This is a genomic window from Rhizobium sp. N122 (assembly GCF_002211295.1).
Taxonomy (GTDB): Bacteria; Pseudomonadota; Alphaproteobacteria; order Rhizobiales; family Rhizobiaceae; genus Rhizobium.
In genome coordinates, this window is the sequence record NZ_LOKU01000007.1 from 1 (window position 1) to 25,960 (window position 25,960).

At 61.6% G+C, this 25,960-nt stretch carries 17 protein-coding genes; 3 read left to right on the top strand and 14 right to left on the bottom strand.

Going from position 1 to position 25,960, the window contains the following annotated elements; translation table 11 throughout:
- Window positions 1–160 precede the first annotated feature (160 nt).
- On the bottom strand, window positions 161–916 hold the full coding sequence (locus tag ATY75_RS06590; protein WP_064841485.1) for a LuxR family transcriptional regulator: 756 nt from the start codon (window positions 914–916) through the stop codon (window positions 161–163).
- 326 nt (window positions 917–1,242) lie between these two features.
- Here ATY75_RS06590 and ATY75_RS06595 point away from each other — a divergent pair, with 326 nt between their 5' ends.
- Both ATY75_RS06595 and ATY75_RS06600 read left to right on the top strand, forming a co-directional pair.
- Window positions 1,243–3,006, top strand: a complete 1,764-nt coding sequence (locus ATY75_RS06595) for a glucan ABC transporter ATP-binding protein/ permease (RefSeq protein ID WP_065092601.1) — start codon at window positions 1,243–1,245, stop codon at window positions 3,004–3,006.
- Between the two features lie 428 nt (window positions 3,007–3,434).
- A complete protein-coding gene (locus ATY75_RS06600; RefSeq protein ID WP_065092552.1) occupies window positions 3,435–3,788 on the top strand; it encodes a VOC family protein in 354 nt (117 codons plus the stop codon).
- A gap of 51 nt (window positions 3,789–3,839) precedes the next feature.
- Here the strand turns inward: ATY75_RS06600 and opgC are convergent, their stop codons facing one another.
- The 13 genes from opgC to ATY75_RS06660 form a co-directional block, all read right to left on the bottom strand.
- The gene (opgC, locus tag ATY75_RS06605; protein ID WP_065092553.1) at window positions 3,840–5,078 is read right to left on the bottom strand and encodes an OpgC domain-containing protein; all 1,239 of its coding nucleotides are present in this window, start codon (window positions 5,076–5,078) and stop codon (window positions 3,840–3,842) included.
- Window positions 5,079–5,178: 100 nt separating this feature from the next.
- Window positions 5,179–13,701: a glucoamylase family protein gene (locus tag ATY75_RS06610; protein ID WP_088936920.1), complete on the bottom strand. Its 8,523-nt coding sequence runs from the start codon at window positions 13,699–13,701 to the stop codon at window positions 5,179–5,181.
- 560 nt (window positions 13,702–14,261) lie between these two features.
- Entirely contained in the window at window positions 14,262–14,426 is a 165-nt protein-coding gene (locus ATY75_RS34515) for a hypothetical protein (RefSeq protein WP_167347777.1), read from the bottom strand.
- 172 nt (window positions 14,427–14,598) lie between these two features.
- Window positions 14,599–14,787: a hypothetical protein gene (locus ATY75_RS06615; RefSeq protein ID WP_088936921.1), complete on the bottom strand. Its 189-nt coding sequence runs from the start codon at window positions 14,785–14,787 to the stop codon at window positions 14,599–14,601.
- 162 nt (window positions 14,788–14,949) lie between these two features.
- A complete protein-coding gene (locus ATY75_RS06620) occupies window positions 14,950–15,699 on the bottom strand; it encodes an ABC transporter ATP-binding protein (RefSeq protein WP_088936922.1) in 750 nt (249 codons plus the stop codon).
- A complete protein-coding gene (locus tag ATY75_RS06625; RefSeq protein ID WP_088936923.1) occupies window positions 15,696–16,529 on the bottom strand; it encodes an ABC transporter ATP-binding protein in 834 nt (277 codons plus the stop codon). The genes ATY75_RS06620 and ATY75_RS06625 overlap by 4 nt, the downstream gene beginning before the upstream one ends.
- Complete coding sequence (locus ATY75_RS06630) at window positions 16,526–17,461, bottom strand: ABC transporter permease (RefSeq protein WP_088936924.1); 936 nt, start codon at window positions 17,459–17,461, stop codon at window positions 16,526–16,528. The genes ATY75_RS06625 and ATY75_RS06630 overlap by 4 nt, the downstream gene beginning before the upstream one ends.
- On the bottom strand, window positions 17,458–18,525 hold the full coding sequence (locus tag ATY75_RS06635; protein ID WP_064841134.1) for an ABC transporter permease: 1,068 nt from the start codon (window positions 18,523–18,525) through the stop codon (window positions 17,458–17,460). Before ATY75_RS06635 ends, ATY75_RS06630 begins: the two co-directional genes overlap by 4 nt.
- A gap of 18 nt (window positions 18,526–18,543) precedes the next feature.
- Entirely contained in the window at window positions 18,544–20,187 is a 1,644-nt protein-coding gene (locus tag ATY75_RS06640; protein ID WP_088936925.1) for an ABC transporter substrate-binding protein, read from the bottom strand.
- Between the two features lie 100 nt (window positions 20,188–20,287).
- Complete coding sequence (locus tag ATY75_RS06645; RefSeq protein WP_088936926.1) at window positions 20,288–21,346, bottom strand: dipeptidase; 1,059 nt, start codon at window positions 21,344–21,346, stop codon at window positions 20,288–20,290.
- Window positions 21,347–21,495: 149 nt separating this feature from the next.
- Window positions 21,496–22,521, bottom strand: coding sequence for an ABC transporter permease (locus ATY75_RS06650; RefSeq protein ID WP_049733299.1), 1,026 nt, complete (start codon window positions 22,519–22,521; stop codon window positions 21,496–21,498).
- Window positions 22,522–22,555: 34 nt separating this feature from the next.
- The gene (locus ATY75_RS06655) at window positions 22,556–24,097 is read right to left on the bottom strand and encodes a sugar ABC transporter ATP-binding protein (RefSeq protein ID WP_064841137.1); all 1,542 of its coding nucleotides are present in this window, start codon (window positions 24,095–24,097) and stop codon (window positions 22,556–22,558) included.
- Between the two features lie 63 nt (window positions 24,098–24,160).
- Window positions 24,161–25,090 (bottom strand): sugar ABC transporter substrate-binding protein, encoded by a 930-nt coding sequence (locus ATY75_RS06660; protein WP_088936927.1) that lies wholly within the window; start codon window positions 25,088–25,090, stop codon window positions 24,161–24,163.
- A 369-nt stretch (window positions 25,091–25,459) separates the two neighbouring features.
- Here ATY75_RS06660 and ATY75_RS06665 point away from each other — a divergent pair, with 369 nt between their 5' ends.
- Window positions 25,460–25,957: a DUF1993 domain-containing protein gene (locus ATY75_RS06665; protein ID WP_049733296.1), complete on the top strand. Its 498-nt coding sequence runs from the start codon at window positions 25,460–25,462 to the stop codon at window positions 25,955–25,957.
- The last annotated feature ends 3 nt before the right edge of the window (window positions 25,958–25,960 follow it).

Genomic DNA, 25,960 nt, shown 5'->3' on the forward strand with positions numbered 1-25,960 from the left:
CGTTCGCAAATCCAGAGAAAGAGGTCGCACCATCATTGCCGGCCTCCACACCAGCAATGACCTTGAATCACAAAATCAAAGGCAAGGGAATCTCCGCACGATTCCGATTAGCGCTGACAGACTCTAGCATGAAAGCCGCTGACACTTTCGGCATCATGCTTTAGCTTATCAGGCGGTGACGGAAGGCAAGCGCCACCGCCTGCTGCCGGTTTTTCGCCTTCAGCTTGTTCTGCAAGCCATTCATATACCAGTCGACGGTGTGGTTTGAGATCTTCAGCATCTTGCTGATTTCCATCGAGGTCATGCCTTCGGCGAGATAATGCAGGATCTCCATTTCGCGTCGCGTCAGCGGCGTGTCGGCCGGCAGCACGGTTTCCAGCGCCTGCGCCTCGTCTTTCAGCTCGAGCAATCGCCAGAAGCTCTTGCGCGCCACCGCCTCAAACAGGGCAATCTCCACCGGCGACAGATCGACAGGTTTGCCGGCGAGACTGAGACTGCCGAGAATGCCGTTCCGTCCGTGAACGGGAAAGATGTAACCGTCTTCCAGGCCGTGGCCGAAGGCATCGACCATCATCTGCTCCATGCGGCGCTGCTGCGCATCCTTGCCGAAGGCTGCCAAACTCTCCCGCCAGCGGAAAGGCCGCTGCGCATGGGCGAGATAGCGCACCATCGGATCGATCAGGACATATTTTTTCGCGGTATAGATCTGCGGCCATTGTTCCGGCCAGCGGCCGGCAAGTGCGGCAGCCCGGGGTTCCGGATCCTGCTGCACCGGATTTTGCGGCACATGGCGCTGCAGGCCGTAATATTCGAAACCGCAATTGCCGATCACCTGCTCGAGCTCGGTGACCACGGCCCGAGGGTTCGGAGATTCTTCCAGAATTATAAGCAATTGAATCAATAAATTAATATTCACAAAATGCCCCTTGCCCGGACGTGACACCCGCATCAAGGCCGTCAGCGGCTTTTCAAATGGGTCGCGAAACGGTCTTCTTCCAAAAAATGCAGTCTCTAATTTAATGCTGCGCTAAACATTAATTAAAATGCAAGCGCAAATTGTTGCGGGGGGTATAGCCGAGTAACAATTTCAGCGCCATAGCCAATCTCGTCGCATCCTCAGATAGTGCGATCGGGCTAATCGTCGCCTGGATTGAACCCCTGAAGATGCCGTTAATCGCCGGTTCAGGTAGCCTTTTGTAGCATGGCATCATCCCGTTTTCGCAGATGCACAAGAGGTTCGACGTGACGCTATTCAAGGTCTATGCAAGAGCTCTGCGCTATCTTGGCGCCTACAAGCTGCGCGTATCCCTGGTCGTGGTGGCAAACATTGTTCTGGCGACGATTACCATCGCCGAGCCGATCCTGTTCGGTCGCATTATCGATGCGATTTCCGGCAAGGGTGAGGTCAAGCCCATCCTTTTCATGTGGGCGGCTTTCGCCGTTTTCAACACGATTGCCTTCGTCCTGGTCGCTCGCGAGGCCGACCGGCTGGCCCATGGCCGGCGGGCGACGCTGCTGACGGAAGCCTTCGGTCGGATCATTTCCATGCCGCTCGGCTGGCACCATCAGCGCGGCACCTCCAACGCCCTGCATACATTGCTGCGCGCCTGCGAGACGCTGTTCGGCCTCTGGCTGGAATTCATGCGCAACCATCTGTCGACGGTCATTGCGCTTGCGCTTCTGATCCCGACCGCAATGGCGATGGACCTGCGCCTTTCCGCCGTGCTCATGGTGCTCGCCGTCGCCTACTGGCTGATCGGCCGCGTCGTCATGAGCCGAACCAAAGACGGCCAGGCTTCGGTCGAAAACCATTACCACACCGTCTTTTCGCATGTCAGCGACTCGATCAGCAACGTTTCTGTCCTGCACAGCTACAACCGCATCGAGGCTGAAACCAAGGCGCTGAAATCCTTTGCCGACCGCCTGCTCGAAGCACAGTATCCGGTGCTCGACTGGTGGGCGATCGCCAGCGCGCTGAACCGCATGGCGTCGACCATCGCGATGATGGTGGTCCTGATCATCGGCACCATTCTCGTCCAGGCCGGCCAGCTGCGCGTCGGCGACGTCATCGCCTTCATCGGCTTTGCCAACCTGCTGATCGGCCGTCTCGACCTGATGCGCCAGTTCGCGACGCAGATTTTCGAGGCCCGCTCCAAGCTCGAGGAGTTCTATGCGCTCGAAGACTCGGTGCAGGAACGTGAAGAGCCGGCCGGCAACGGCGAGATCAAGGACGTCAAGGGTGCGATCGAATTCCGTGACGTCTCCTTCGGCTTCGGCAACAGCTCGCAGGGCCTGCACAATGTCTCCTTCTCGGTGAAGGCAGGCCAGACGGTTGCGATCGTTGGCCCGACCGGCGCCGGCAAGACGACGCTGGTCAACCTGCTGCAGCGGGTCTACGACGCCCAAGGCGGCCAGATCCTCGTCGACGGCACCGATATCACCAAGGTGACCCGCAAGTCGCTGCGTCGCCACATCGCCACCGTCTTCCAGGATGCCGGCCTGCTGAACCGCTCGATCAGCGACAATATCCGCCTCGGCCGCGAAGGTGCGAGCGAGGAGGACATGCGCCGTGCCGCCGAGGCTGCTGCCGCCGCCGACTTCATCGAGACCCGTGAGGATCGCTACGATACGCATGTCGGCGAACGTGGCAATAAGCTCTCCGGCGGCGAGCGCCAGCGTATCGCGATTGCGCGCGCCATCCTGAAGGACGCGCCGATCCTGGTGCTCGACGAGGCGACCTCGGCGCTCGACGTCGAGACCGAAAACCGCGTCAAGGTCGCGATCGACAATCTGCGTGAGAATCGCACCACCTTCATCATCGCCCACCGCCTGTCGACGGTCCGCGAAGCCGATATGGTGCTCTTCCTCGATGACGGCCGCGTCGTCGAACAGGGCAGCTTCGACGAACTCAGCCACAGCAACGGCCGCTTCGCCGCCCTGCTGCGCGCCAGCGGCATCCTGACGGACGAAGAGGTCCGCAAGGCCCACGCCACCGAAGCCGCCTGATCGGTTCGGGTTCCAAGACAAAGGCCGGAAGGGTAGCTCCCTTCCGGCCTTTTTGTTTGGCTGGGTAAGGCGCCTTCATTTTAGGACTTGGCTTCCTCCCAATGCCGCCGTGGACGGATATGCATTGCAGTGTGCCGTGTGGCTAACCCCCTCTGCCCTGCCGGGCATCTCGCCCACAAGGAGGGAGATTGGCCAGTGGTTGGCCCTCTATCCCTCTCTACTACGGTGCGGAACATCAGTTGGTCATTGTTTGGGGGGACCATCGCGCCCAGCCAATCTCCCCACCTGTGGGGGAGATGCCCGGCAGGGCAGAGGGGGGTGCCACACGCCGCCGCGCCGCCACCTCCCCATTCCAAGCCAAATCCCGATTGACCACCGTGCCCATGTTCCTACCTTCCGCCTTGTCACCAAGCATCGGGAGCAAACCCATGAAGGTCCTGCGCATCGTCGCCAATATCCAGGCGCCTGACATCACACCGGCTCGGCGCTTCTATCAGGATATCCTCGGTCTCGACGTCGTCATGGATCATGGCTGGATCACGACCTTCGGCGCCGCACGGCCGATGAACATTCAGCTCAGCATCGCCAGCGAGGGCGGTTCCGGAACGCCGGTGCCCGATCTTTCGATCGAGGTGGATGATCTCGATGCCGCCTTCGAGGCAATGTCGGCTGCCGGCTTTCCGATCGAGTATGGGGCGGCCGACGAGCCCTGGGGCGTCAGGCGCTTTTATGTGCGCGATCCGCTTGGCAAGCTGGTGAACATTCTCGTCCATAGAAATTGAGCCGGCGGCCATTGGCCACCGGCTGCTTCATCTCACTGGCGTATCTGATGCCTATTTCCGATCGGGCCGGCGATAGGCGTTGGCCGTTCCGCCGATGCGGACGGGAACCGGGATGCTGGCGGGCTCGGCAACGAGTTTGGCCTTGACCTTGCCCTGCTGGCGCTTGCGTTCGAGATAATAGGCATAGGCGAATTGCGTTGCGACGCCGGCGATGACGAAGAGCGGGCCGACCAGCGGGTCCTTGTTGGTGATATAGAGCACCACCTGGCCGATCATTGCGAGGATCGTGCCGGCGACGAAGATATTCAGCGAATGACGGCCGAGGATGGTCAGCGGATGATCCGCCGGACGACGCAGAATGCGCGAGAGCGCCGGAATGCTGATGACCAGATAGGTCAGCGCCAGCACATGCAGCAGCCGCGGCAGCGACAGGAAGGTCTTGTCGAAACCGGTGATGACCGTGGGAAGGCCAAGCGCTGCCAGCGAATTGCCGAAGACCCACAGATGGCCGGTCACCCAGACGAAAGACAGCGCGACGTAGCCGGCAGCGGCCGCAAACAGCAGCGGATGCCGCGGGATCGTGCCGCCGCGCTTGATATGCAGCATCGAAACGATGCCGATCGTGAACAGGAACTGCCAGGAAAGCGGATTGAGGAACCAGTAACTCTCGATCAGCATATTGTGCGGCGCCACCTCATAAATGCCCGCCAGCAGCCAGACCGTGCCGGAGACGCCGAGCGCCAGCAACGGGCTGCGCGCATTCAAAAGCAGGATGATCGGCACCATCAGCATCAACGCGCCGTACATCGGCAGGATATTGTTATAGCCGATCTGATGGCCGAGCAGCAGCAGCGCCGGGATACCCTCCTTGAGGTTCATCAGCACCGCCAGAATGTTGATTTCGACAAGCAAGCCCGGCCGGTGAAACAGCCATGCGCCTGAGATGAACAGCGCCAGCGTCATGAAGGTGGTGATCATGTGCGCGAGATAGAGCGTGAAGGCGCGTTTTGCCGCCTTGATCGCCATCTTCAGCCGATTGCCCGGCCGGAAGCCGGAACCATAGGCGAGGCCGACGGCGATGCCCGAGATCAGCACGAAGGCCTCGGCGGCATCGGAGAAACCGAAATTCTTCGTCGTCACATATTCGAAGATCTGTCCGGGAACATGATTGATGAAGATCATGATCAGCGCCACGCCGCGCAAGACGTCGAGCCTGGTGTCACGCATCGGCGGAGCTGCGGATAGGGAACTGCGCCCGGTGACGACGGCTTCGGTCGGCGTGCTAGCCATGGTTGTCTCCTTATTATCCGATTTGCAAACGCGACGACGGCCAAAAGGGTTCCCTTTTGGCCGTCGTGAATCGCCGTGTTTTTCAGCGTGGAGAACGCTGTTATCCGAGCGGATATCCCTCTTCGGGATCGGTGACTTCGCAGCCGTTGATGGACAGAGTGTAGCCGCTGTCATTGGACGCTTTTGAGACCGAAATACGGTATTTGCCGCCGCCCTGTTCCACCTCTGCCGCAAAACCGTCCCATTCCGAAGGGAGCGACGGCCGCACGTAGAGCCGGTCGCCCTTCAGCCGGATGCCGAGGATCCCCTCGACGGCGGCGCGGTAGAGCCAGCCGGCGGAGCCGGTATACCAGGTCCAGCCGCCGCGCGCCGTGTAGGGATCATGGCCGTAGACGTCGGCCGCCACCACATAGGGTTCGACGCGGTATTGCTCCGCCGAAGCCTTCTCGAGCGCATGGGTGATCGGGTTGAGGATCTGGAAGCAGCGCAACGCGTCGTCGCCCCGCTTCAGCTCCGCCAGCGCCATCACCACCCAGGTCGCGGCATGGGTATATTGCCCGCCGTTTTCGCGCACACCCGGCGGGTAGGCCTTGATATAACCGGGATCCCTGGCGGAATTGACGAAAGGCGGCGTGAACAGCCGGATGATCCGGGCATCCTCGTCGACCAGCTGATCGAGCACGGCATTCATCGCCGTGACGGCGCGGGCCGGATCACCCTCGCCCGACAGCACGCTCCAGGACTGCGCAATCGAATCGATCCGGCATTCCGGGCTCTCCCGGGAGCCGAGCAGCGCACCGTCGTCGAACGTGCCGCGGCGATAGTAGCCGCCATCCCAGGCCGCGGTTTCGAGCGCCTTCTTCAGTTCGGTGAGATGCGCCGACCAGCGCTCTGTGCGGGCCGTGTCGCCGCGCTCTTCGGCGTAGGGGATGAAGGAGCGCAAGGCGCCCGCCAGGAACCAGCCGAGCCAGACGCTGGTGCCGCGTCCGCCGATGCCGACGCGGTTCATGCCGTCGTTCCAGTCGCCGCCGAGGAACAGCGGCAGGCCGTTTGCCCCCTTGCGGGCGATGGCGAGATCAAGCGCCAGCGCCGCATGCTCGTAGACGCTCGCCTTGTCCTCGGAAATCTCCGGCCTGTAGAAGGAGTCGTGCTGGCCTTCGAGCAGAGCCGGCCCTTCCAGGAAGGCGATTTCCTCGTCGAGCACGCTCTTATCGCCGGTGACGCTGCTATAATGATGGATCGCGTAAGCGAGCCACACGACGTCGTCCGAGATCAGCGTGCGCACGCCGGCACCCGTTCCGGGCAGCCACCAATGCTGCACATCGCCTTCGCGGAATTGGCGCGAGGCGGCATTGAGGATCTGCCGGCGGGCGAGCGACGGTTCGTGCAGCACAAAGGCCAGCGTGTCCTGTAGCTGATCGCGGAAGCCGAAGGCGCCGCTTGCCTGATAGAAGGCGGTGCGGGCCATGATGCGGCAGCCGAGGCTCTGATAGGGCAGCCAGGTGTTGACGAGATTGTTCATCCCGCGATCCGGCGTCGATATCTGCAGCCTGCCGGTAAAATCCCGCCAGAAGGCCCGGTTCGCCTCGACGACATCGTCGAACGAAGCCTTGCGGATATCAGCGATGACACTGCGCGCTTCTTCCTCCGTCGGCGTATCGCCGAGGAAGAAGGTGAAGTCGCGCTCCTCGCCGGCATTCAGCTCGACGTCGATCGCAAGCGCTGCTGCCGGATCGCCGTCGAGGTCGGCCGTGCCGGAAAGCGAGGCGGCTGAAATGACAGCCTGCGGCGCCTGGATCGTTCCTGCCTTGCCGACGAATTCGCGCCGGCTTGCCGAGAAGCTCGAAAGCGCCTCGCTCACTGCAAAGAAGGCGGTGCGGTTGGAATAATCGATGCTGTAGGGATTGGTGGCAAACAGCGCCCCCGTCTCCGCGTCACATCTAGACAGGATAAAGGGCGCCGTGCGTGCCGCATTGCTGCCGAGGATCCACTCGACATAACCGTAGAGACGCAGCCGGCGGCTGGTCGAACCGGTGTTGCGCAGGCGCAGGCGCTGCAGTTTCACCGGCTTCTCGCGGTCGACCGTCTGCGTCAGTTCCAGCGCGATATCGTTTTGAACGCTGGAGAAAACGGTGTAGCCGAGCCCGTGGCGGGCTTCGAAACGGATGTCCGGCCGGCGCGAAAGCGCTGCGAACGGCGTCATGACCGCACCGCTGTCGAGATCGGCCAGATAGAACGCCTCACCCGAGCGGTTGATCACCGCATCGTTCGACCAGGACGTCAGCTGATAGTCGCGCGAATTGGCGCTCCAGGTGAAGCCCGCGCCCTCGGCCGACACGTGGAAGCCGAACCTGTCGTTGGAGATAACATTGATCCAGGGCTGCGGCGTCGCGTGACCTCCCGGCAGGCGAACGACATATTCGCGTCCGTCGCGGGCAAAGCCGCCGATGCCGTTCCAGAAGTCGAGATCGCCTTCTTCCTCGATGACGACGGCGGGCACGACCGGCGGCGGCACCGGCGCGACACGCTTGACCGGGGCCTCCTTGTTGCGCTCGGCCCGTTCCATCTCCTGCAGCTCCTCCTTGGAGGGTGCAGTGAGCGCCACGGCGCGGTTGATCTGGTCGACCACCTTGCCGTTCTTCGTATGCAGCGTCACGCGGGAAGCCGCGATCAGCGCATGATAGGTGCTCTCCTCCATCAGGTCCTTGCGAACCGCGAAGATATGCTGGCGCAGCCCGTCGGCCTGGCCCATGCGGCGCACGTTTTCGCACATCGCGTCGAGCGCATGCTGCATGTCCTGCGCATAGGAAGAGGCGCGTTCGTTCATGATGACGAGATCGGCGGTGACGCCGCGCGAGCGCAGGTATTCCTGCGCCAGCAGCGCCTCGCGGGCGATGTCGAGATCCATGTCATCATTGATGCGCAGCGTGAAGATCGGGAAGTCGCCGGAGATCGCCAGCGGCCACAGCGCCGATTGTGACTGCAGGCCGGCCTCGACGGTCGCCTCGTCCTTGCGCAGCTGCATGTCGGGATAGACGAGGTAGCGGCCGAGATGCTGGAAGGCCGCCGCCTGCTGCGAGGTGACGCCGACATGGCGCATCTGCACCTGCGTGCGCGTCCATGCCTGGACCAGCTCGTGGGTGAAGGCGTCGGGATGACGGTAGCGATTGACCGCCTTGTCGACTTCGTCGCGACTCGGTGCCGCGATCGTCCAGAAGATCACGCTGACTTTCTTGCCGGCCGGCACGCGCACCGTGCGGCGCAGCGACATCACAGGATCGAGCATGAAGCCGTCGCTGCCGGAAAGCGTCGCGCCCGGATCGAAGGCCGCCGCATCGGCAAGACCGCGGCCGCGGCCGAGGAACTTGCGGCGGTCGGTCTCGAATTCCGTGTGGCGGGTATCGCCGGCATTGTCGACGATCAGATGCGCAATGCTGATGTTCGGCTCGTTCGGATCGCGCTTGTTGCGTTCGGCGCGGATGACGTCGCCGCGCTTGCCGATCTCGGTCTTGACGAACATCCGGGCGAATGCCGGATGCGCATTGTCGGTATCGTCCGAGGTGATCACCGGTTCGAGATAGGAGGTGACTTCGATAAAACGGTCTTCTCCACCCATGTTGAGCAGGGTGACGCGGCGGGCTTCGGCATCATGCTCGGTCGCGATGATGCATTCCACCTCGCTGGTGAGGTCGCCGACCGTCTTGGTGAACTGCGCCTTCTCGTCTGCGAATTCGACCTTGATCTTTTCGCCCTCGACACCCTTCGGCTCCGAGGTCGTCGACCACCATTCGTTCGTCGCGGTATCGCGCAGGAAGATGAAGCTGCCCCAGCGGTCTTCGGTCGGATCGGGTTTCCAGCGAGAAACGGAAAGGCCGTTCCAGCGGGAATAACCGGCGCCTGTCGCCGTCAGCATCATCGAATAATGGCCGTTCGACAGGAATACGAGTTCGCGGTCGCGCGAGGCCGGATCGCTGATCTTCCTGATCTCCGGCCTCAGCAGATCGTCCTGAATGCTGGCCGGTGTGTCGGATTCATGCTTGCCGCTCATCACCGGAATATCGCGCGGTGCCTTTTCCTGCAGCAGAAGCTCCGCTGCCTCGATGACCGGATCGGAGTGGAAGAGTTCACGCAGATGGCCGTTGAAGGCGACATTGGCGACGGCTGCGATCGACATGCCGTGATGGTGGGCATAATAATTGTAGACCACGGCGCATTTCTTGCCTTCCGGCACGCGCGTCGGCGTGAAGTCGACGGCATCGTGGAAGCCGAACTTGCCGAGCGCGCCGACTTTGCGCAGCCGCTGCAGGTTTTCGAGCGCGCCCGGCGGGTCGTACTGGCTGGCGAGCAGCGAGGCGTAGGGCGCAATGACCGCATTGTGGCCGAGGCCGCGCTTCAGGCCGAGCGTCGGCACGCCGAAGTTCGTGTACTGATAGTTGAGGTTATGGTCGCGGGCATTGAAGGCCGCTTCCGAAATGCCCCACGGAATGCCGAGCTTGCGGGCATAATTCATCTGTTCGACGACGACCAGATTGTTGGTCTGGTTTAGAATGCCCCCGCCGCGCTCCTGCATGACGAGCGGCGGCATCAGATATTCGAACATCGAGCCCGACCAGGAGACCAGCGCGCCGCGCGAACCGACAGGCACGACCTGGCGGCCGAGGCGGTACCAGTGCTCCGTCGGCAGGTCGCCCTTGGCGATGCCGAACAGGCTGGTCAGGCGGCATTCCGAGGCGAGAAGGTCGTAGCAGGCCTGGTCGAGTTCACCGCTTTCAACGCGGTAGCCAATCGACAGCAGGCGCCGTTCCGGCCGGAACAGGAAGCCGAAATCCATCGAGAAAGCCAGATCGCGGGCCTTGTCGCGCAGCGCCACCAGGCGCGGCCTCAGCGCATCGACCTTGGACAGGTCGAAGGTGCTGTCTGATATATGCGCCTCGCAGACCTTCACCAGCGATGCCGCCCATTGGGTGACCTCTTCGCTCTGCTTCGACTTGACCTCATGGTCGAGATTGGCGGCGAGCTTCTCGATGTCGCGGGCGAGAACGGCAAGGTTGATGATGCGGATCGAGGCGAATTCATGCTCGCGCTTGACGGCGGCAAGCGCGTTCTGGAAGCCGACAATGCGCTCTTCCAGGCGCCGGCGTAGCGGCCGCACGGTCTTGCGGTCATCCGGCAGGTCCGCCAGCACTTCGCCGAGAATGCCGGCCGTGTCGCCGACGCCGTCGAGATTGCCCTGCATATGGGCGGACGGCGCCTCGGCCCAATTGCGGCAGGCCGACGAAATGGCGATCAGATGGCCGGCGAGATTGCCGCTGTCGACAGCCGAGACATAACGCGGCCCAAGCGTCTGCAGCGTATCGGTGTGATACCAGTTGAACAGGTGGCCGCGGAATTTCTCCATTCGGTCGATCGTCGAAATCGTCTGCTCCAGCCGCTCGAGCGTCTCCTCGAAGGAGAACCAGCCGAATTGCCGGCCGGAGACAACGGAGAGCAGATAGACGCCGATATTGGTCGGCGAGGTGCGCGCCGCGACGATCACATGCGGCGTTTCCTGAATATTATCCGGCGGCAGATAGTTCTGCTCGGCCGTGGTGAAGGTCTCGAAATAACGCCAGGTGCGCCGGGCGATCTTGCGCAACTCGCTCGACACGGAATCGGCGACCTCGAGCCGGTCCTCGGTCTCGGCCGACTGGCTGACATACCAGGCGACGACAGGCGAGAGGATCCACAACAGCGCGAAGGGAATGCCGACGACGAAGGCGCTGCCGCCGGGCAGGGCCGCAAAGCCAAGCGCCAGCAGCGCCAGCACCGGCGCATGCCACATCGCCTTATAGTAGGAGATCAGCTTTCCCTGGCCGCCGGCCTGAACGCTGGCGGCGGTCCGCCACTGCAGCATCAGCTTGCGGCTGAAGAACAGGCGGTAGAGCGAACGGCCGATCGCATCGGCCATCATGGCGGCGGAATCGGCGATGAAGACGATCCGCAGTGCGACCTGCGCATTGGCGGCGGTGATATCGGCCCAGACCGTATAGAGATGGGCGCGGGCGATGATATCGCTGGTGCGCGGAATGATACCGTTGATCAGCGACAGCGTCGGCGCGACGAACAGGCAGAAGATCAGCAGAATCTGCCAGATCAGCGCGCCGAGCGGGCTCATGAAATACCAGCCGAGCACCGAGGCGAAGAACCAGGCAATCGGCGTCAGCGAGCGGCGCAGATTGTCGAACATCTTCCAGCGGCCGAGGGCCGTGACGCCGTATTTCGGATTGAACATATAGGGCAGCAGCTGCCAGTCGCCGCGCGCCCAGCGATGCTGGCGCGAGGTCTCGACCTCGTAGCGGATCGGGAAATCCTCCACCAGCTCGAGATCGGTGACGAGCGCGCAGCGCGCCATCGAGCCTTCGAGAAGATCGTGGCTGAGCACCGAGTTCTCATCGATCCGGCCCTTCAGCGAGGCTTCGAAGGCATCGACATGATAGAGACCCTTGCCAGTGAAGGTGCCTTCGCCGGCGAGATCCTGATAGACGTCGGAAACAGTGAAGACATAAGGGTCGAGGCCGCGGTTGATCGAAAAGACGCGCTGGAAGACCGACGCGTCCTTGCCCGTCGTCAGCGACGGGGTAACGCGCGGCTGCAGCACGCCGTAGCCGCTTTCGACACGGCCGGTTTTCGGGTTGATCACCGGGCGGTTGATCGGGTGATAGAGCTTGCCGACGAGCTTGGTGACGGCATCGCGCATCAGGCGCGTATCGGCATCGAGCGTCATGACATATTGCACATTGGCCGGCACGGTGTTGGCGCCCGGCAGATAGGTCGTGTCGCGGTCGCCGCGCAGCAGCATGTTCAGCTCGTGCAGCTTGCCGCGCTTGCGCTCCCAGCCCATCCACACGCCTTCGGAGGGATTGTAGAGGCGGCGGCGATGCAGCAGATAGAAACGCGTCTTGCCGTCATAGGCATAGCGGGCGGAAAGATTGGCGATCTCGCGCCTGGCATAGTCGAGAACCTCGAGATCGGCGGGCGTTTCCTCGACCTCGCTGTCCGGCCAATCGCTGAGCAGCGCGAAATAGAGTTCGCCGCGCGGATTGGCGAGGTAGTGAACCTCGAGATTGCGCACGTGGTCGTCGACGCTGTCTCGGTTCGAGATCAGGCAGGGCACGACCAGCAGGGTGCGCGCATCCTCCGGAATGCCTTCCTTGAACTCGTAACCGACGAGGCGCGCCGGCGTCACGAAGAAGGACAGCACGGTGTTGAACAGGCCCGTCGCCCCCTCCGATGCCGGCAGTGAGAACATGATCAGCAGCAGGGCGATTTCGATCGCCCCCATGCCGGCACTGGCCATGAACCGGCCGACGATCGCCATGGCGATGACCGTCAAAAGCATGACCGGCACGGCAATGGCCAGCCAGTTGAACTGGCGCACCGCGCGCACGAAATGCTGCGTGACCGTCGGGCGATAGTTCGCCCGCGCCTCGAGCTTCGGCCGCTGCGCGCCGGACAGGAAGCCGCCGACATTCGGTTCATGCGGCTGCGGTTCGTCGGAAGCCTTGGCGGCATCCGTCATGTCGAGCGCCAGCTGGGCGATTTCCATTTCCGTCAGCGGCGAGCGTTTGGCGAGCTTTTCGATCTGTTTGCGATATTTGTTGCGCGAGCCGGAATCGAGGATGCCGTAATCCGAATGCTCCCAGAGCAGCTTGTCGACATGGCTGACTTGTTCGACCCAGACCGACCATTCGGCATCGTCGATCTCGCGAAGGCTGCGGATGATGTTGCCCATCGTCACGTTGCCGGAGGAGAGGCGGCTATGTTCGGCCGTCGTCGCCTCTTCGGTGTTGCGGCCGAGTTCTTCCAGCCGCTCGTCGAGCCAGGTGATCGCCAGGCTCGACGTCTGCGAGCCGTCACGCATGCGATAGAGGAACTGCGTCGAGAAGGTATTGTCCTCGGCAAGCGGTTCCAGCGTCTTCAGATAACTGGCCGCCGCGGCCGGGTCGGTCAGGCGCACCAGTTCGTCGGCCGCCTCGTTGGCGCGGCGGCGCAGGCGGCGGCTGGCTTCGACACGGCTGGAAATGCGACGAAGGTTTTCAACGAGCACATAACGCACAAGCGAAGGCAAGGCCCAGAGTTCGCCGATCCTCAGCGTCTCGCTGGCCTGAAAACCGTCGACCAGAGCCGTCAGGCTTTCCTGCGAGATCGTGCTGTGGGTGTGGGCGACATAGAGCCAGGCCAGCACGAGGGTGCGCGGCACCTCGACGCCGCCGACCACCATAGTCGGCAATTCGCGATAGAAGCGGCGGGGGAAGTCGCGCCGCACCTCCTGGATCGCCTCTTCGACGATATAATGATTGTCCAGCAACCATTCCGCCGCCGGCGTGATCGTCTCGCCGGCTTCGACATCAGTCGCCGTGGTCCGGTAGACGCGCAGAATTTCCTTCTCGTTTTCCTTGTGGCGCGCGAAGAAATCGAAGGGGGCGAAAGCCGGCAGCCGGTCGACGCCGCCGCGGGCGACCGTCTCGCCGATCGCCTTGATGTCCTCGATGGCAAGATATGTCGAGCGGATCGAATCGTTGTGATCGATCTGCTTCGTCTCGGGTTCGCGCGGAAGGCTCGGAGAAAGATTAGAAATAGACATGGGTTCGGTTCTGGATCCAAACGAAGTTATGGCTGTTTTGCTCAGCCTTTTGCACTGCTTATCATGACTGCTACATGAACGGAGCCCGTTTCTTCGAAGATCGATGAAGCCGGGATAAATGACGCTTGGGCCAAGCGATGCGAACGGGCTAAGCCCCGATCCAGGGCGCGGCCCGACGGGTGATCAAGATCATCGATACCCTCTCCGCGAAAGCCATGTCGAAAATTGGACACCATCGCGATAATTCAAGTCAAGAGGCATGAGCCGCGCGCCCGCCGAGCTTGGGAAATGCGTGAACGCCAAAATGCCGGCCCCTGATTCCGGCAATGCAAACGCTCTTGGATTTGGGAAAAGACGCGCGATCCCGAACGGATGACATCACCGGTTCGAAAACGGCGACATGCAGACACAAGATCGGACATGCACCGCGCGAATACGTGCGATTCAGTCGCGCATGATGAAATGAAGAAGGACAGAAGAACGAAGAGGGGATCAGACGCCGATCAACCAGGCGAAAATCGCCGCAACGCCGGCATTGGCCGGCGTCTAACATTTGCCGATCAGCCGACGATCCCGCAAACCATCGCCACGACGAACAGGAATGCCGCCGTGAAGATTGCGCCATGCACCGCCATTTGAAGCCTGTGGCGCGTGGTGATCGGCTTCTTGGTCGCTGCGGAACCGTACTGGTTCACGTGAGCATGCGAAATACCCAGATCTGCCATATGTCGCCTCCGTTGTTTTTAAGCGGCCGGTTGTGCGGCTCGCGGTGATATTCTTATTTTCTCTATCAAGTAGGTAGAGATAAATTTCCGTCCAGAGCAAACGAAAGAGAATATTCAACCAGCCCTTTTAGCAGCCTGTCTTTTTAGCAGTCCGCATTAGCAGCCCGCATTTTTAGCAGACCGTGCGCCATGCCCAGATCCACGAACGCTCGACGGCGTCTTCGCTCTGAGACGGGTTGGCGGGGACCTCGATCAGCCGACGATCCTTTTCCGCAGGAATGGAGACCGAAGCCTGGTCCCGGCGATCGGCTTTCACAGGAGGATCGAGGTAGCCCATGGTCATCCCACCAAGAAAGAACATGTCTCAACCTCCATCGATCACGAAAGCTAACAATCGTTAACAGGATCATGACAGAAGCGGGGCAGCTGTCAATAGTCTAGTTGAATGGTCGTCTTTTAGGAAAGTCTTATCCTTAACGCCGCCGCCGGTCTTTTCTTTTCAAGGAGTTGAAAAGATTGCCCTTCAGGCTTTGACGAACCCCTTGCTCGCAATCATCAAATTTCTCGTGTAGTCCTGATGAACCGCACCGCTTGCCAGATCTTTCGAACTCAAGCGTTCGACGACGGCGCCGTTGCGCATCACCGCCAGCCTTTCGCACATATGGGTGATGACGCCGAGATCATGGCTCACCATCACGAAGGTGAGTTTGCGGTCGCGCCGGATCTGCTCCAACAGGTTCAACACCTCGGCCTGCACCGAGGCATCGAGCGCCGAGGTCGGCTCATCGAGCAGCAGGATCGACGGTTCGACGATCAGCGCCCGGGCGATCGCCACGCGCTGCCGCTGCCCGCCGGAGAGCTGGTGCGGATAGCGAAAGCGGAAACCGTTGCCGAGACCGACTTCGTCGAGCGCACGGGCGATGCGGATCTCGCCGTCGCCAATGCCGTGAATTGCCAGCGGTTCGAGCAGCAGCCGGTCGATCGTCTGGCGCGGATGCAGCGAACCATAGGGGTCCTGGAAGACCATTTGCACGCGCCGATAGAAGGTTTTGCTGCGTTTCGGCCCCTTCAGCGCTTCGCCATCGATCCGGATCGCACCGCCGCTGATCGGCGCCAGCCCGGCCACGGCCCTGAGTAATGTCGATTTTCCGGAGCCGGATTCACCGACGAGGCCGAAAGATTCGCCGCCTTCGACCGCGATGCTGACATCCTTCAGCGCATGAAATTGGTCATAGACGACGCTGAGATCGTCAATTTCAAGGGCTGCGCTCATGCCGCCCACTCCGGCCTGCGGTCGAGCACCGGCAGCGGATGGCGGTTCTGGCCGATCTCGGGCATGCAGTTCAGCAAGCCTTGCGTATAGGGATGCTGCGCATGTCTGAGATCGGCGGCTGCGAGTTCCTCGACGATCTTTCCGGCATACATGACGATGACCCGGTCGCAAAAGGACGAGACCAGCCTGAGATCATGGGAAACAAAGATCAGCCCCATGCCGCGCTCCGCCACCAGCCTGTCCATGATTCTCAGTACATCGAGCTGCACCGTCACGTCGAGCGCCGAGGTCGGCTCGTCGGCAATCAGCAGCTCCGGCCCGGCAATCAGCATCATGGCGATCATCGCGCGTTGCCCCATACCGCCCGAAACCTCATGCGGATGCAGGTCGAAGACACGTTTCGGATCGCGGATCTGCACCGCCTCGAGCATGGCGAGTGCGCGCTCGCGCGCCTCCGCCTTGCCGACCTTCTCATGCGTGCGCAAGGTTTCGCAGATCTGCCGGCCGATCGTCATGACCGGATCGAGCGAATATTTCGGATCCTGCAGGATCATGGCGATGCGTTTGCCGCGCAGCCTGCGCCTTTCGCTGGCGGAGGCCTTGATGAGGTCGATGCCGTTGAAGTCGAGCCTGTCGGCGGTGACGATGCCGTGTTTCGGCGTCAGCCCCATGATCGCCCGGCCGGTCTGCGATTTGCCGGAGCCGGATTCGCCGACGATGCCGAGCCTTTCCTTGCCGAGCGTGAAGGAGACGCCGCGCACGGCCTCGATCACCCCGGTGCGCGTGGGATAGCTGACTTTGAGCTTCTCGACCGTCAGAAGTGTCGTCACTGGCCGGCCTCCTTCGGATCGAGCGCATCGCGCAGGCCGTCGCCGAGCAGATTGAAACCGAGGCTGACGATGAGGATGGCGATGCCGGGCATCGCCGCGACCCACCATTGATCGAGAATGAAACGCCGTCCCGAGGCGATCATCGCGCCCCATTCCGGCAGCGGCGGCTGCGCTCCGAGGCCAAGGAAACCGAGACCGGCCGCCGTCAGGATGATGCCGGCCATATCGAGCGTCACGCGCACGATCAGCGAGGAGATGCAGAGCGGCATGACATGGCGCAGGATGATGCGGAACGGCGAGGCGCCCATCAGCTTCACCGCCGAGATATAGTCGGAGCGCCGGACCGTCAGTGTCTCGGCGCGGGCAATGCGGGCATAGGGCGGCCAGGAGGTGATAGCGATGGCGATGATCGCGTTCTGAATGCCGGGACCAAGCGCGGCGACGAAGGCGAGCGCCAGCACCAGCTTCGGAAAGGCGAGGAAGATATCGGTGATGCGCATCAGCGTCGCGTCCACCCAACCTCCGGCATATCCGGAGACCGTGCCGACGATCAGCCCGATCGGCGCCGAGATGACGGCGACGAGCACGATGACGAACAGCGTCAATCGCGATCCGTAGATCAGCCGCGAATAGATGTCGCGGCCCTGGTCGTCGGTTCCGAGCAGGAACCCATCCGTACCCGGCGGCAGCAGCCGGGCGTTGCGCAGATCGCCGACGACGGGATTATGGGTGGCGATCACGTCGGCAAAGACGGCGACGAACAGCAGTGCGACGATGATCAGCAGGCCGACGACGGCGAGCCGGTTGGCGGTGAACTGCCGCCAAGTCACATAGGCGCGGCCGAGACGGGCCTGCAGGCGCGATTGCGGCCGGTCGGACAGCAGCCATTCGCGGCGGCTCATCGCAGGAGCTGGGCTGGCGGGAGCGGTCATCGGTTTCGCGTCCTCGGGTCGAGCGTCCGGTAGAGAAGATCGGACAGAAGGTTGATGCCGATGAAAACGGTGCCGATGACGATGGTGCCGCCGAGCACGGCGTTCATATCGGCGTTCTGCAGCGAATTGGTGATGTAGAGCCCGATGCCCGGCCAGGAAAACACGGTCTCGGTCAGCACCGATCCTTCGAGCAGGCCGGCATAGGAAAGCGCGATCACGGTGACCAGCGGCACGGCGGCATTGCGCAGCGCATGGCCCCAGATCACCCGCGTTTCCGAAAGCCCTTTGGCGCGCGCGGCGACGATATATTCCTGGGAAAGCTCGTTCAGCATGAAGCTGCGGGTCATGCGGCTGATATAGGCGAGCGAGAAATAGCCGAGCAGCGATGCAGGCAGGATGATGTGGCGGAAGACGTCGTAGAAGACGTCCCATTGCCCCTGCCAGGCGCTGTCCAGCAGATACAGGCCGGTGATCGGCGTGAACGTATATTCGAAAACGATGTCGATGCGGCCGGGAAAAGCCACCCAGCGCAGCTGCGCATAGAAGATGACGAGTGAAATCAGCGCCAGCCAGAAGATCGGCACCGAATAGCCGACCAAGCCGACGACGCGCACCACCTGGTCGGCGATGCTGCCGCGGCGCACGGCGGCGAGAACGCCGAGCGGCACGCCGACGAAAGCGCCGATCAGCGTTCCGAGCGTCGCGAGCTCGATGGTTGCCGGCAGGACACGGCGGATATCGACCATGACGGGATTGGTCGTCAGCACCGAATTGCCGAAATCGCCGGACAAGATGCCTTTGATATAGATGTAGAACTGCTGATAGAGCGGCAGGTTGAAGCCCATTTCCTGGCGCACCCGCTCGACGACGTGGCTTGGCGCGCGGTCGCCGAGAATGGCGAGCACGGGGTCGATCGGCACGACGCGGCCGATGAAGAAGGTGACGGCCAGGAGGCCGAGATAGGTGGTGACGGCGGCAAACAGGAACCGCCCGGCAGCCTTTGCGAAGGCCCCGGCACGGCCCTTGCGGGGCCGCGCCTCCTGTGTTGTTTCGACGGTGCTCAAGCGACCAATCCTGCCGGACTATTCCTTGGCGATCGGACCGACGAAATTGGTGTCGAAGCTCGGACCCAGCTTGAAGTCCTTGAGGTTCTTGCGGTAGCCGGCCACTTCGGTCTGCTGGAAGATGAAGACGAAGGGGCTATTGGCCAGATATTTCTTCTGGATATCCTGATAGATGGCGGCGCGTTTGGCGGCGTCGCGTTCCAGCAGTGCGGCCTTGGCCTGTTTGTCGAGTTCCGGCGCTTCCCAGGTGTTGCGCCACGCGAGCGTCTTCACCGTACCGGCATCGGAATTGTCGGGATTGCCGGTAAAAGTATCGGCATTGGAATTCGGGTCGAAATAATCCGAACCCCACTGGCCGATATACATGTCGTGAGTGCGGGCGCGGTACTTGGTCAGCGTCTGCTTGCCGTCGCCCGGAATGATTTCCATCTTCACGCCGGCCTGCGCCAGCGTCTGCTGCATCGATTCGGCGATCCCGGTCACCGGCTGCGTGTTGCGCACATCCATGGTGATCGAGAAACCGTCGGGCACGCCGGCCTTGGCGAGCAGTTCCTTGGCCTTGGCGACATCGAGCTTGTAGGGATTTTCGTCGAGCGCGCCGAGTTGGCCCTTCGGCAGGAAGGTCTGGTGGATTTCGCCGATACCCTTGATCAAGGTCGCGCCGATCGCATCATAGTCGACCAGGTATTTGAAGGCTTCCTGGACCTCGGGCTTCTTCAGGTTCTCGTTCTTGTTGTTGAGGCTGACATAATAGATCGTGCCCTTCGGCGCGCTCGTCGTCGCCAGATCGGCATTTTTGGAAACGGCGTCGATGTCGCCAGGTTCGAGGTTGCGGGCAATATCGATATCGCCGGCTTCGAGCGCCAGCCGCTGGGCAGCGCTTTCCTTCATATAGCGGTAGATGACGCGGTTGAGCTTCGTCTTGTCGCCGTAATAATTGTCGTTGCGCTCGAGAACGACAACTTCGTTGGCCCGCCATTCGCGGAGCTTAAAGGCGCCGGAGCCGGCATAGCCTGTTTTCAGCCACTCATTGCCGAAATCATTGTCGTATTTGTGCTCGGCATCCGGTGTCACCGCCTTCACATGCTCCATCACCAGCTTCTTGTCGACGACGGAGGCAACCGTTGCCGTCAGGCAGTTGAGCACGAAGCTCGGAGCATAGGCCTTGTCGACGGTGAAGACGAAGGTATTGGCATCGGCGGCCTTGGCTTTTTCGGTAATATTGTCGCCGGTCAGGCCGAATTGGGTAAGGATGAAGGCCGGGCTCTTGTCGAGCTTGACGGCGCGCTCGAACGACCAGGCGACGTCTTCGGCGGTGATCGGATTGCCGGAAGCGAATTTCATCCCCGATTTCAGCTTGAACGTATAGGTCAGACCGTCATCGGAAACACTCCAGCTCTCGGCCAGATCACCCTTCACCTTCGACGTGTCGTCCATGTCGAGACGGACGAGCAGGCTGTAGCTGTTGCTGGTGATTTCGGCAGTCGAAAGCTCGAACGCCTCGCCCGGATCCATCGTGATGATGTCGTCGATGGCGAACCCTTCGACCAGCGTATCCTTGGGTGTTTCGGCAAAGGCGGCGGGTGCCGCCATCATCAGCAGCGAAAGAGCGGCGCCTGCGGAAAGCAGGCGGAAATTGCGGCTGAGCTTGGTGATCATCATGGTCTGTTCCCCTGTTCTTGATTGATTACGAAGCGTTTTGTCGGTCATGCCCCATTAAAACTATTGTCCATTCGCAGCACGTCCAGAGGCGCACAGCGCTTTAGGCGCGGTCCTCCCGCCAAGCTTGTGCCAGAATGCGAAGCCAATTTTCACGGGCAAGTTTCGTGAGATCGGCCTCACCATAACCAACCTCCCGGAGAGCGGCAATCAGCTTCTGATTGCCGCTGGCATCGCCGATTTCCTCCGGAATAGTGGCCCCGTCGAAGTCCGATCCGAGGCCCACGCAATCGATGCCGATGCGGTTCACCAGATAGTCGATATGGCGGATCATGTCGGCAAGCGGCGTGTCGCTGTCCGAGCGGCCGTCGGGACGCAGCATGGCGGTGGCATAATTGATGCCGACGAGCCCGCGGCTTTCGCGGATCGCATCGAGCTGCCTGTCCGTCAGGTTGCGCGCGACCGGCGTCAATGCGTGGGCATTGGAATGGCTGGAGACCAGCGGCTGGTCGGTCGTCTTCGCCACGTCCCAGAAGCCCTTTTCGGTGATATGGGCAAGGTCGACCACGACGCCGAGACGATTGCATTCCTTGACCAGCTCGAAACCGGCATCGGTGAGGCCGGGCGCCGTGTCCGGCGACATCGGGAAGGCGAAGGGCACGCCGTAGCCGAAGACATTGTGCCGGCTCCAGACCGGCCCGAGCGACCGCAGTCCGGCTGCATAGAACACCTCGAGCGCCGCAAGATCGGCGCCGATCGCCTCGCAGCCTTCCATATGCATGACGGCGGCAAAAAGATTGTCGGCCATGGCGCCGCGGATATCTTTTACCGTCCGGCAGAGCCGCCAGGCGCCGGCCTGGTCGAGCCGCAGCGCGATCGCCGCCATTTCAGTGGCAATGGCAAGGGAAGACAGCGGATCGAGGGGGGCCGCCATCGGCGTGACATAGCGGCCGTCGGCATCCGGATCGGCAAAGACCAGATCGCCCGAGGGAATGTAGATGGCGCAGAGACCGCCGGAAAGACCGCCTTCTCTCGCCCGGCGCGCATCGATATGGCCGAGCGTCGTGCCGCTTGCGAATTCCGCGATCGGGTCACTGCCGTCTTTTGAATGTGTCCAGAGTCGAAGGAGAACGTCGTTGTGACCGTCAAATACGAATTGCATCTGTCTTCCTGCGCTGCCCGAGCGGGAAGACCAGAATAGAAAAGCTGGCGGAATTCGCCACCTCTTTTTTATAAATTCCGTCGTCACGCTCTAAAAACGGAACGGGGGCCGAAGCCCCCGCAAAAACCATCGGATCGCACAATCTGAGATCAGTGCTTGCGGCGCTTCTTCTGCCGGTAGACGTCGATGACCACAGCCGCGACGATGATGAGACCTTTGACGATCTCCTGGTAATAGGCGTCGATCCTGAGGAAGGTGAAGCCCGAAGTCATGACCCCGAGGATGATGGTGCCGATGACGGTGCCGGTGATGCGCCCGACGCCGCCGGTGAGCGAAGTGCCGCCGATGACGGTCGCGGCGATCGCATCGAGTTCATAGCCGACGCCCATGCTGGCCTGCGCGGTTTCGGCGCGGGCCGCCGTGACGATGCCGGCGAGACCCGCCAGCAATCCGGCGATCACATAGACCTTGACGAGATGCGCCTCGATGTTGATGCCGGAAACACGCGCCGCCTGCGGGTTGGCGCCGATGGCATAGGTGAACTTGCCGTAACGGGTGTAGCGCAGCGCAATGTGAAAGATCAGCGCAACGACCAGGAAGACGACGACCGGCCACGCCTTGGTGCCGATGAAGTGAAACTGCTCGGTGATCCCGGAAACCGGCTGTCCTTTCGTATACCACTTCGCGACACCGCGAGCCGAAACGAACATGCCGAGCGTTGCAATGAACGGCGGGATTTTCGTGTAGGCGATGAGCGCGCCGTTGGCGAGACCGGCGGCGGCCCCGATCAGCAGTCCGATCATGATCGGCACGAAAGCCGGCAGGTCGGTCAGCGACGGAAAGACCGCCCGTCCCCAGGTCGACGATTGGGCGAAGCTCGTGGCGATCATCGCCGTCATGCCGACGACCGAGCCGGACGACAGGTCGATACCGCCGGTGATGATGACCTGGGTGACGCCGACGGCGATGATGCCGATGACGGAGACCTGCAGGATCATGATCGTCAGGCGCTGCGAATTCATCAGGAAGCTTTGGCCGATGAACATCCAGCCGAGCGCTTCATAGATGAGCGCGATGCCGACGAGCACGAGGAAAATGCTGAGCTCGGTCGGCAAACGCCGCCGCCTTTGCCGGGTAGCGAGCGGAGCCGCGCCCTCTGCTGCCTTGGTACTCATGTCAAACCTCCCTTGGGCGATGACGGACGACGCATCACTGCGCAGCCAGCTCCATCACCTTGATCTGCGTTGCTTCATCGCGATTGAGGAAACCGGTCACGCGTCCCTCATGCATGACCATTATGCGGTCGCTCATCCCGAGAACCTCGGGCATCTCGGATGAGATCATAATGACCGCCACGCCGTTTCGCGCCATTTCGGTGACCAGCCGGTGGATTTCCGCCTTGGCGCCGACATCGATGCCGCGCGTCGGCTCGTCGAGGATGAGGATCCGCGGATTGGTGAGCAGCCAGCGCCCGATCAGCACCTTCTGCTGATTGCCGCCCGAAAGATTCTCTACACGCTCGTAGAGATTGGGCGTTTTCACCCGCAGCTTCTTTGCCATATCCTCGCAGGTCGCCTCGATGGCGCCCTGCTGCACGAAGCCGCCCTTGACATACCTGTCCTGCAGCACGGCGATCTGCATGTTCTCGAGAATATCGAGGATCAGCAGACAGCCGGTATCCTTGCGGTCCTCGGTCAGGAACGCCATTTGGTGGCGGATGGCCTCGGTCGGCGAAGAAATCGTCACCGGCTTGCCGTAGAGCTCGATCGAGCCGGAGCTTGCCGGCGTCACCCCGAACAATGTTTCGGCGACATTCGACCGCCCGGACCCCACAAGGCCGGCCACGCCGAGGATCTCGCCCGCCCTGACCTCGAAGGAGACGTTTTTGAAGACGCCGTTGAGGCAGAGATCCTTGACCGAAAGCATGACCTCGCCGATTGGCACCTCTTCCTTGGGGAACATCTGGGTGATCTCGCGCCCGACCATCATGCGGATGATGTCGTCGCGGGTCACCTCGGTCGAGGCATGCGTGCCGATATAGCGGCCGTCACGAAAGACGGAGAACTCGTCGGCGATTTCGAAAAGCTCGTTCATCTTGTGGGTGATGTAGACGATGCCGATGCCCTGGGCCCTCAGGTCGCGGATAATGCGGAAGAGGTGCTCGACCTCGCGCTCGGTCAGCGCCGAAGTCGGCTCGTCCATGATCAGCACGTCGGAATTATAGGAAACCGCCTTGGCGATCTCGACCATCTGCCGGTTGGCGACCGACAGGTACCGGACCTCGATATCGGGATCGATGTCGATATTCAGCCGGGCAAACAGCTCTTCGGTCATGCGATGCATGACGCCGTGATCGACGAAGCCGAAGCGGTTCTTCGGTTCGCGGCGGATCCAGATATTTTCAGCGACCGTCATGAACGGCATCAGGTTCAGTTCCTGATGGATCATGGCAATGCCGTTCTCCAGCGCGTCGAGTGGAGATTTCAGCTGGATCTCGATGCCTTTCAGGCGGATATCGCCTTTATCCGGTATGTAGATGCCGGCAAGGATCTTCATCAGCGTCGATTTGCCGGCGCCGTTTTCGCCCATCAGCGCATGCACGGAGGCGCGCTTCAGCCGGAACTGCACGTCGTCGAGGGCGACGACACCGGGAAACTCCTTGCGAACGCCCTCGGCGCTCAACAGATATTCCGCATTCGGGACTGCACCGCTCGCGCGCACGGCGGCCATGGTTGTCGGGCTGACGGCCATATCATCTCCTCCGGACAGGCGAAAAGGATGCGGGCGAAGCCCGCATCCGGTTTGGCGTTCGCCTCAGTTCTTGGTGACGAAGTCCTTGACGTTTTCAGGCGTGACGAGCTGGAAGGGAATATAAACCTTCTTCTCGGTCTTTTCGCCCTTGGCGAGCTTGAGCGCCGTGTCGAGCGAACCCTTGCCCTGGCCGGCGGCATCCTGGAACACCGTGACGTCGAGATCGCCTGCCTGCATGGCGGCAAGCGCGTCCTGCGTGGCGTCGACACCGCCGACGACGACCTTGGTCATATCCTTGCCGGCCGCCTTCAGCGCCTGGATGGCGCCGATCGCCATTTCGTCGTTGTTGGAGATGACGGCGTCGAATTCGATGCCGCTGGAGAGCCAGTTGGTCATCAGGTCGGCGCCCTGAGTACGGTCCCAATTGGCCGTCTGCTCTTCGACGATCTCCAGACCCTTGCATTCATCGGTCTTGATGACGTCATGAACGTCCTGGGTGCGCATGCGCGCAGCTTGGTTGGAAAGCTCGCCCATGATGACGACAGCCTTGCCCTTGCCGCCGAGAATGCGGCAGATTTCCTTGGTTTCCAGCGTGCCGGATTCCTGCTCGTTGGAGGCGACGAAGGCCTGTTTGTCCGGCAGCGTGTCGACATTGACCGGCTGGCGGTTGACGTAAACCAGCGGAATGCCGGCGTCGGCGGCGAGCTTCGACATTGCCGTCGTCGCGTCGGTATCGACCGGGTTGACGATGATGGCATCGACCTTGGAGGCGATGAAATTCTGGATCTGGCTCTGCTGCTTGGAAACGTCGTTCTGCGCGTCTTCAACCTGCAGCGTCACGCCACTCAGCGTCTTGGCATAATCGGTCATGCCGTTGCGTAGCACGGTCAGAAAGTTGTCGTCGAATTTCGCCATCGAAACGCCGACGGTTTCTGCGTGAGCGGCCGTCGACATGACGAGCGCCATCGCAGTGCCCAGGATAAACTTTTTCATTTTACTTCCTCCACAAACGGTGCCCGGCTGCACCTCCTCACGCCGGAGCCCCAGGCATTTGCCCTGGAGCCGCAATTTCCCGCCGCCTCTCCTGCGGCGCTCCGCCTAAAACGGAACAAACAAACCGTAAAATTTGCTCTTCGGAATATTCATTCCATTTTCTGAGAACGACGTCAAGCCTCTTTAGCGCGACGTGATCGGGTAGAAGTCGCAAGGCCGCGCAGGTCACGATCGCCGCCGGCATTGCCTCTGTTGTGAAAGATCAAGGCCGCCTCCATCTATGGAGGGCTCGAAGACAAGACCGCGGCCGCAGGCGTCTTCGATATCCTCGACGCGGCCGGTCATTTAAAGATTTTGGAGACAGGACAGATGTCCATTTCGATCTATCGCCTCACCGTTCCGATGTTCCAGCGCGGCCTCGCCAGCCTGAAAACCTATCTCGACAAGGCGGAAGCCTATGCGAAGGAAAAGAACATCGATCCCGCCGTCTTGGTCGCCGCCCGTCTCGCGCCCGATATGCTGCCGCTCTCCGGCCAATATCAGCGCGCCAGCGACAGCGCCAAATTCACCCTCTCGAGGCTAACCGCCACCGACGCCCCGAAGTTCGAGGACAATGAGAAGACGTTCGACGAACTGCGCGAACGGCTGGCCAAGACCGAAGCCTATCTCGCCGGCTTCTCGGAGGACGCGCTGGAGGGCACGGAAGCCCGGGACATCACTTTGCCGGGCAAAAGCGGCATCGTGCTTCCCGGAAACGAGTATGTCACCGTTTTCGCCCTGCCGAACTTCTATTTCCACGTTGCCACGGCCCACGCCATCCTGCGCAACCAGGGTACGCCGATCGGCAAGCGCGATTATCTCGGGTAAAAG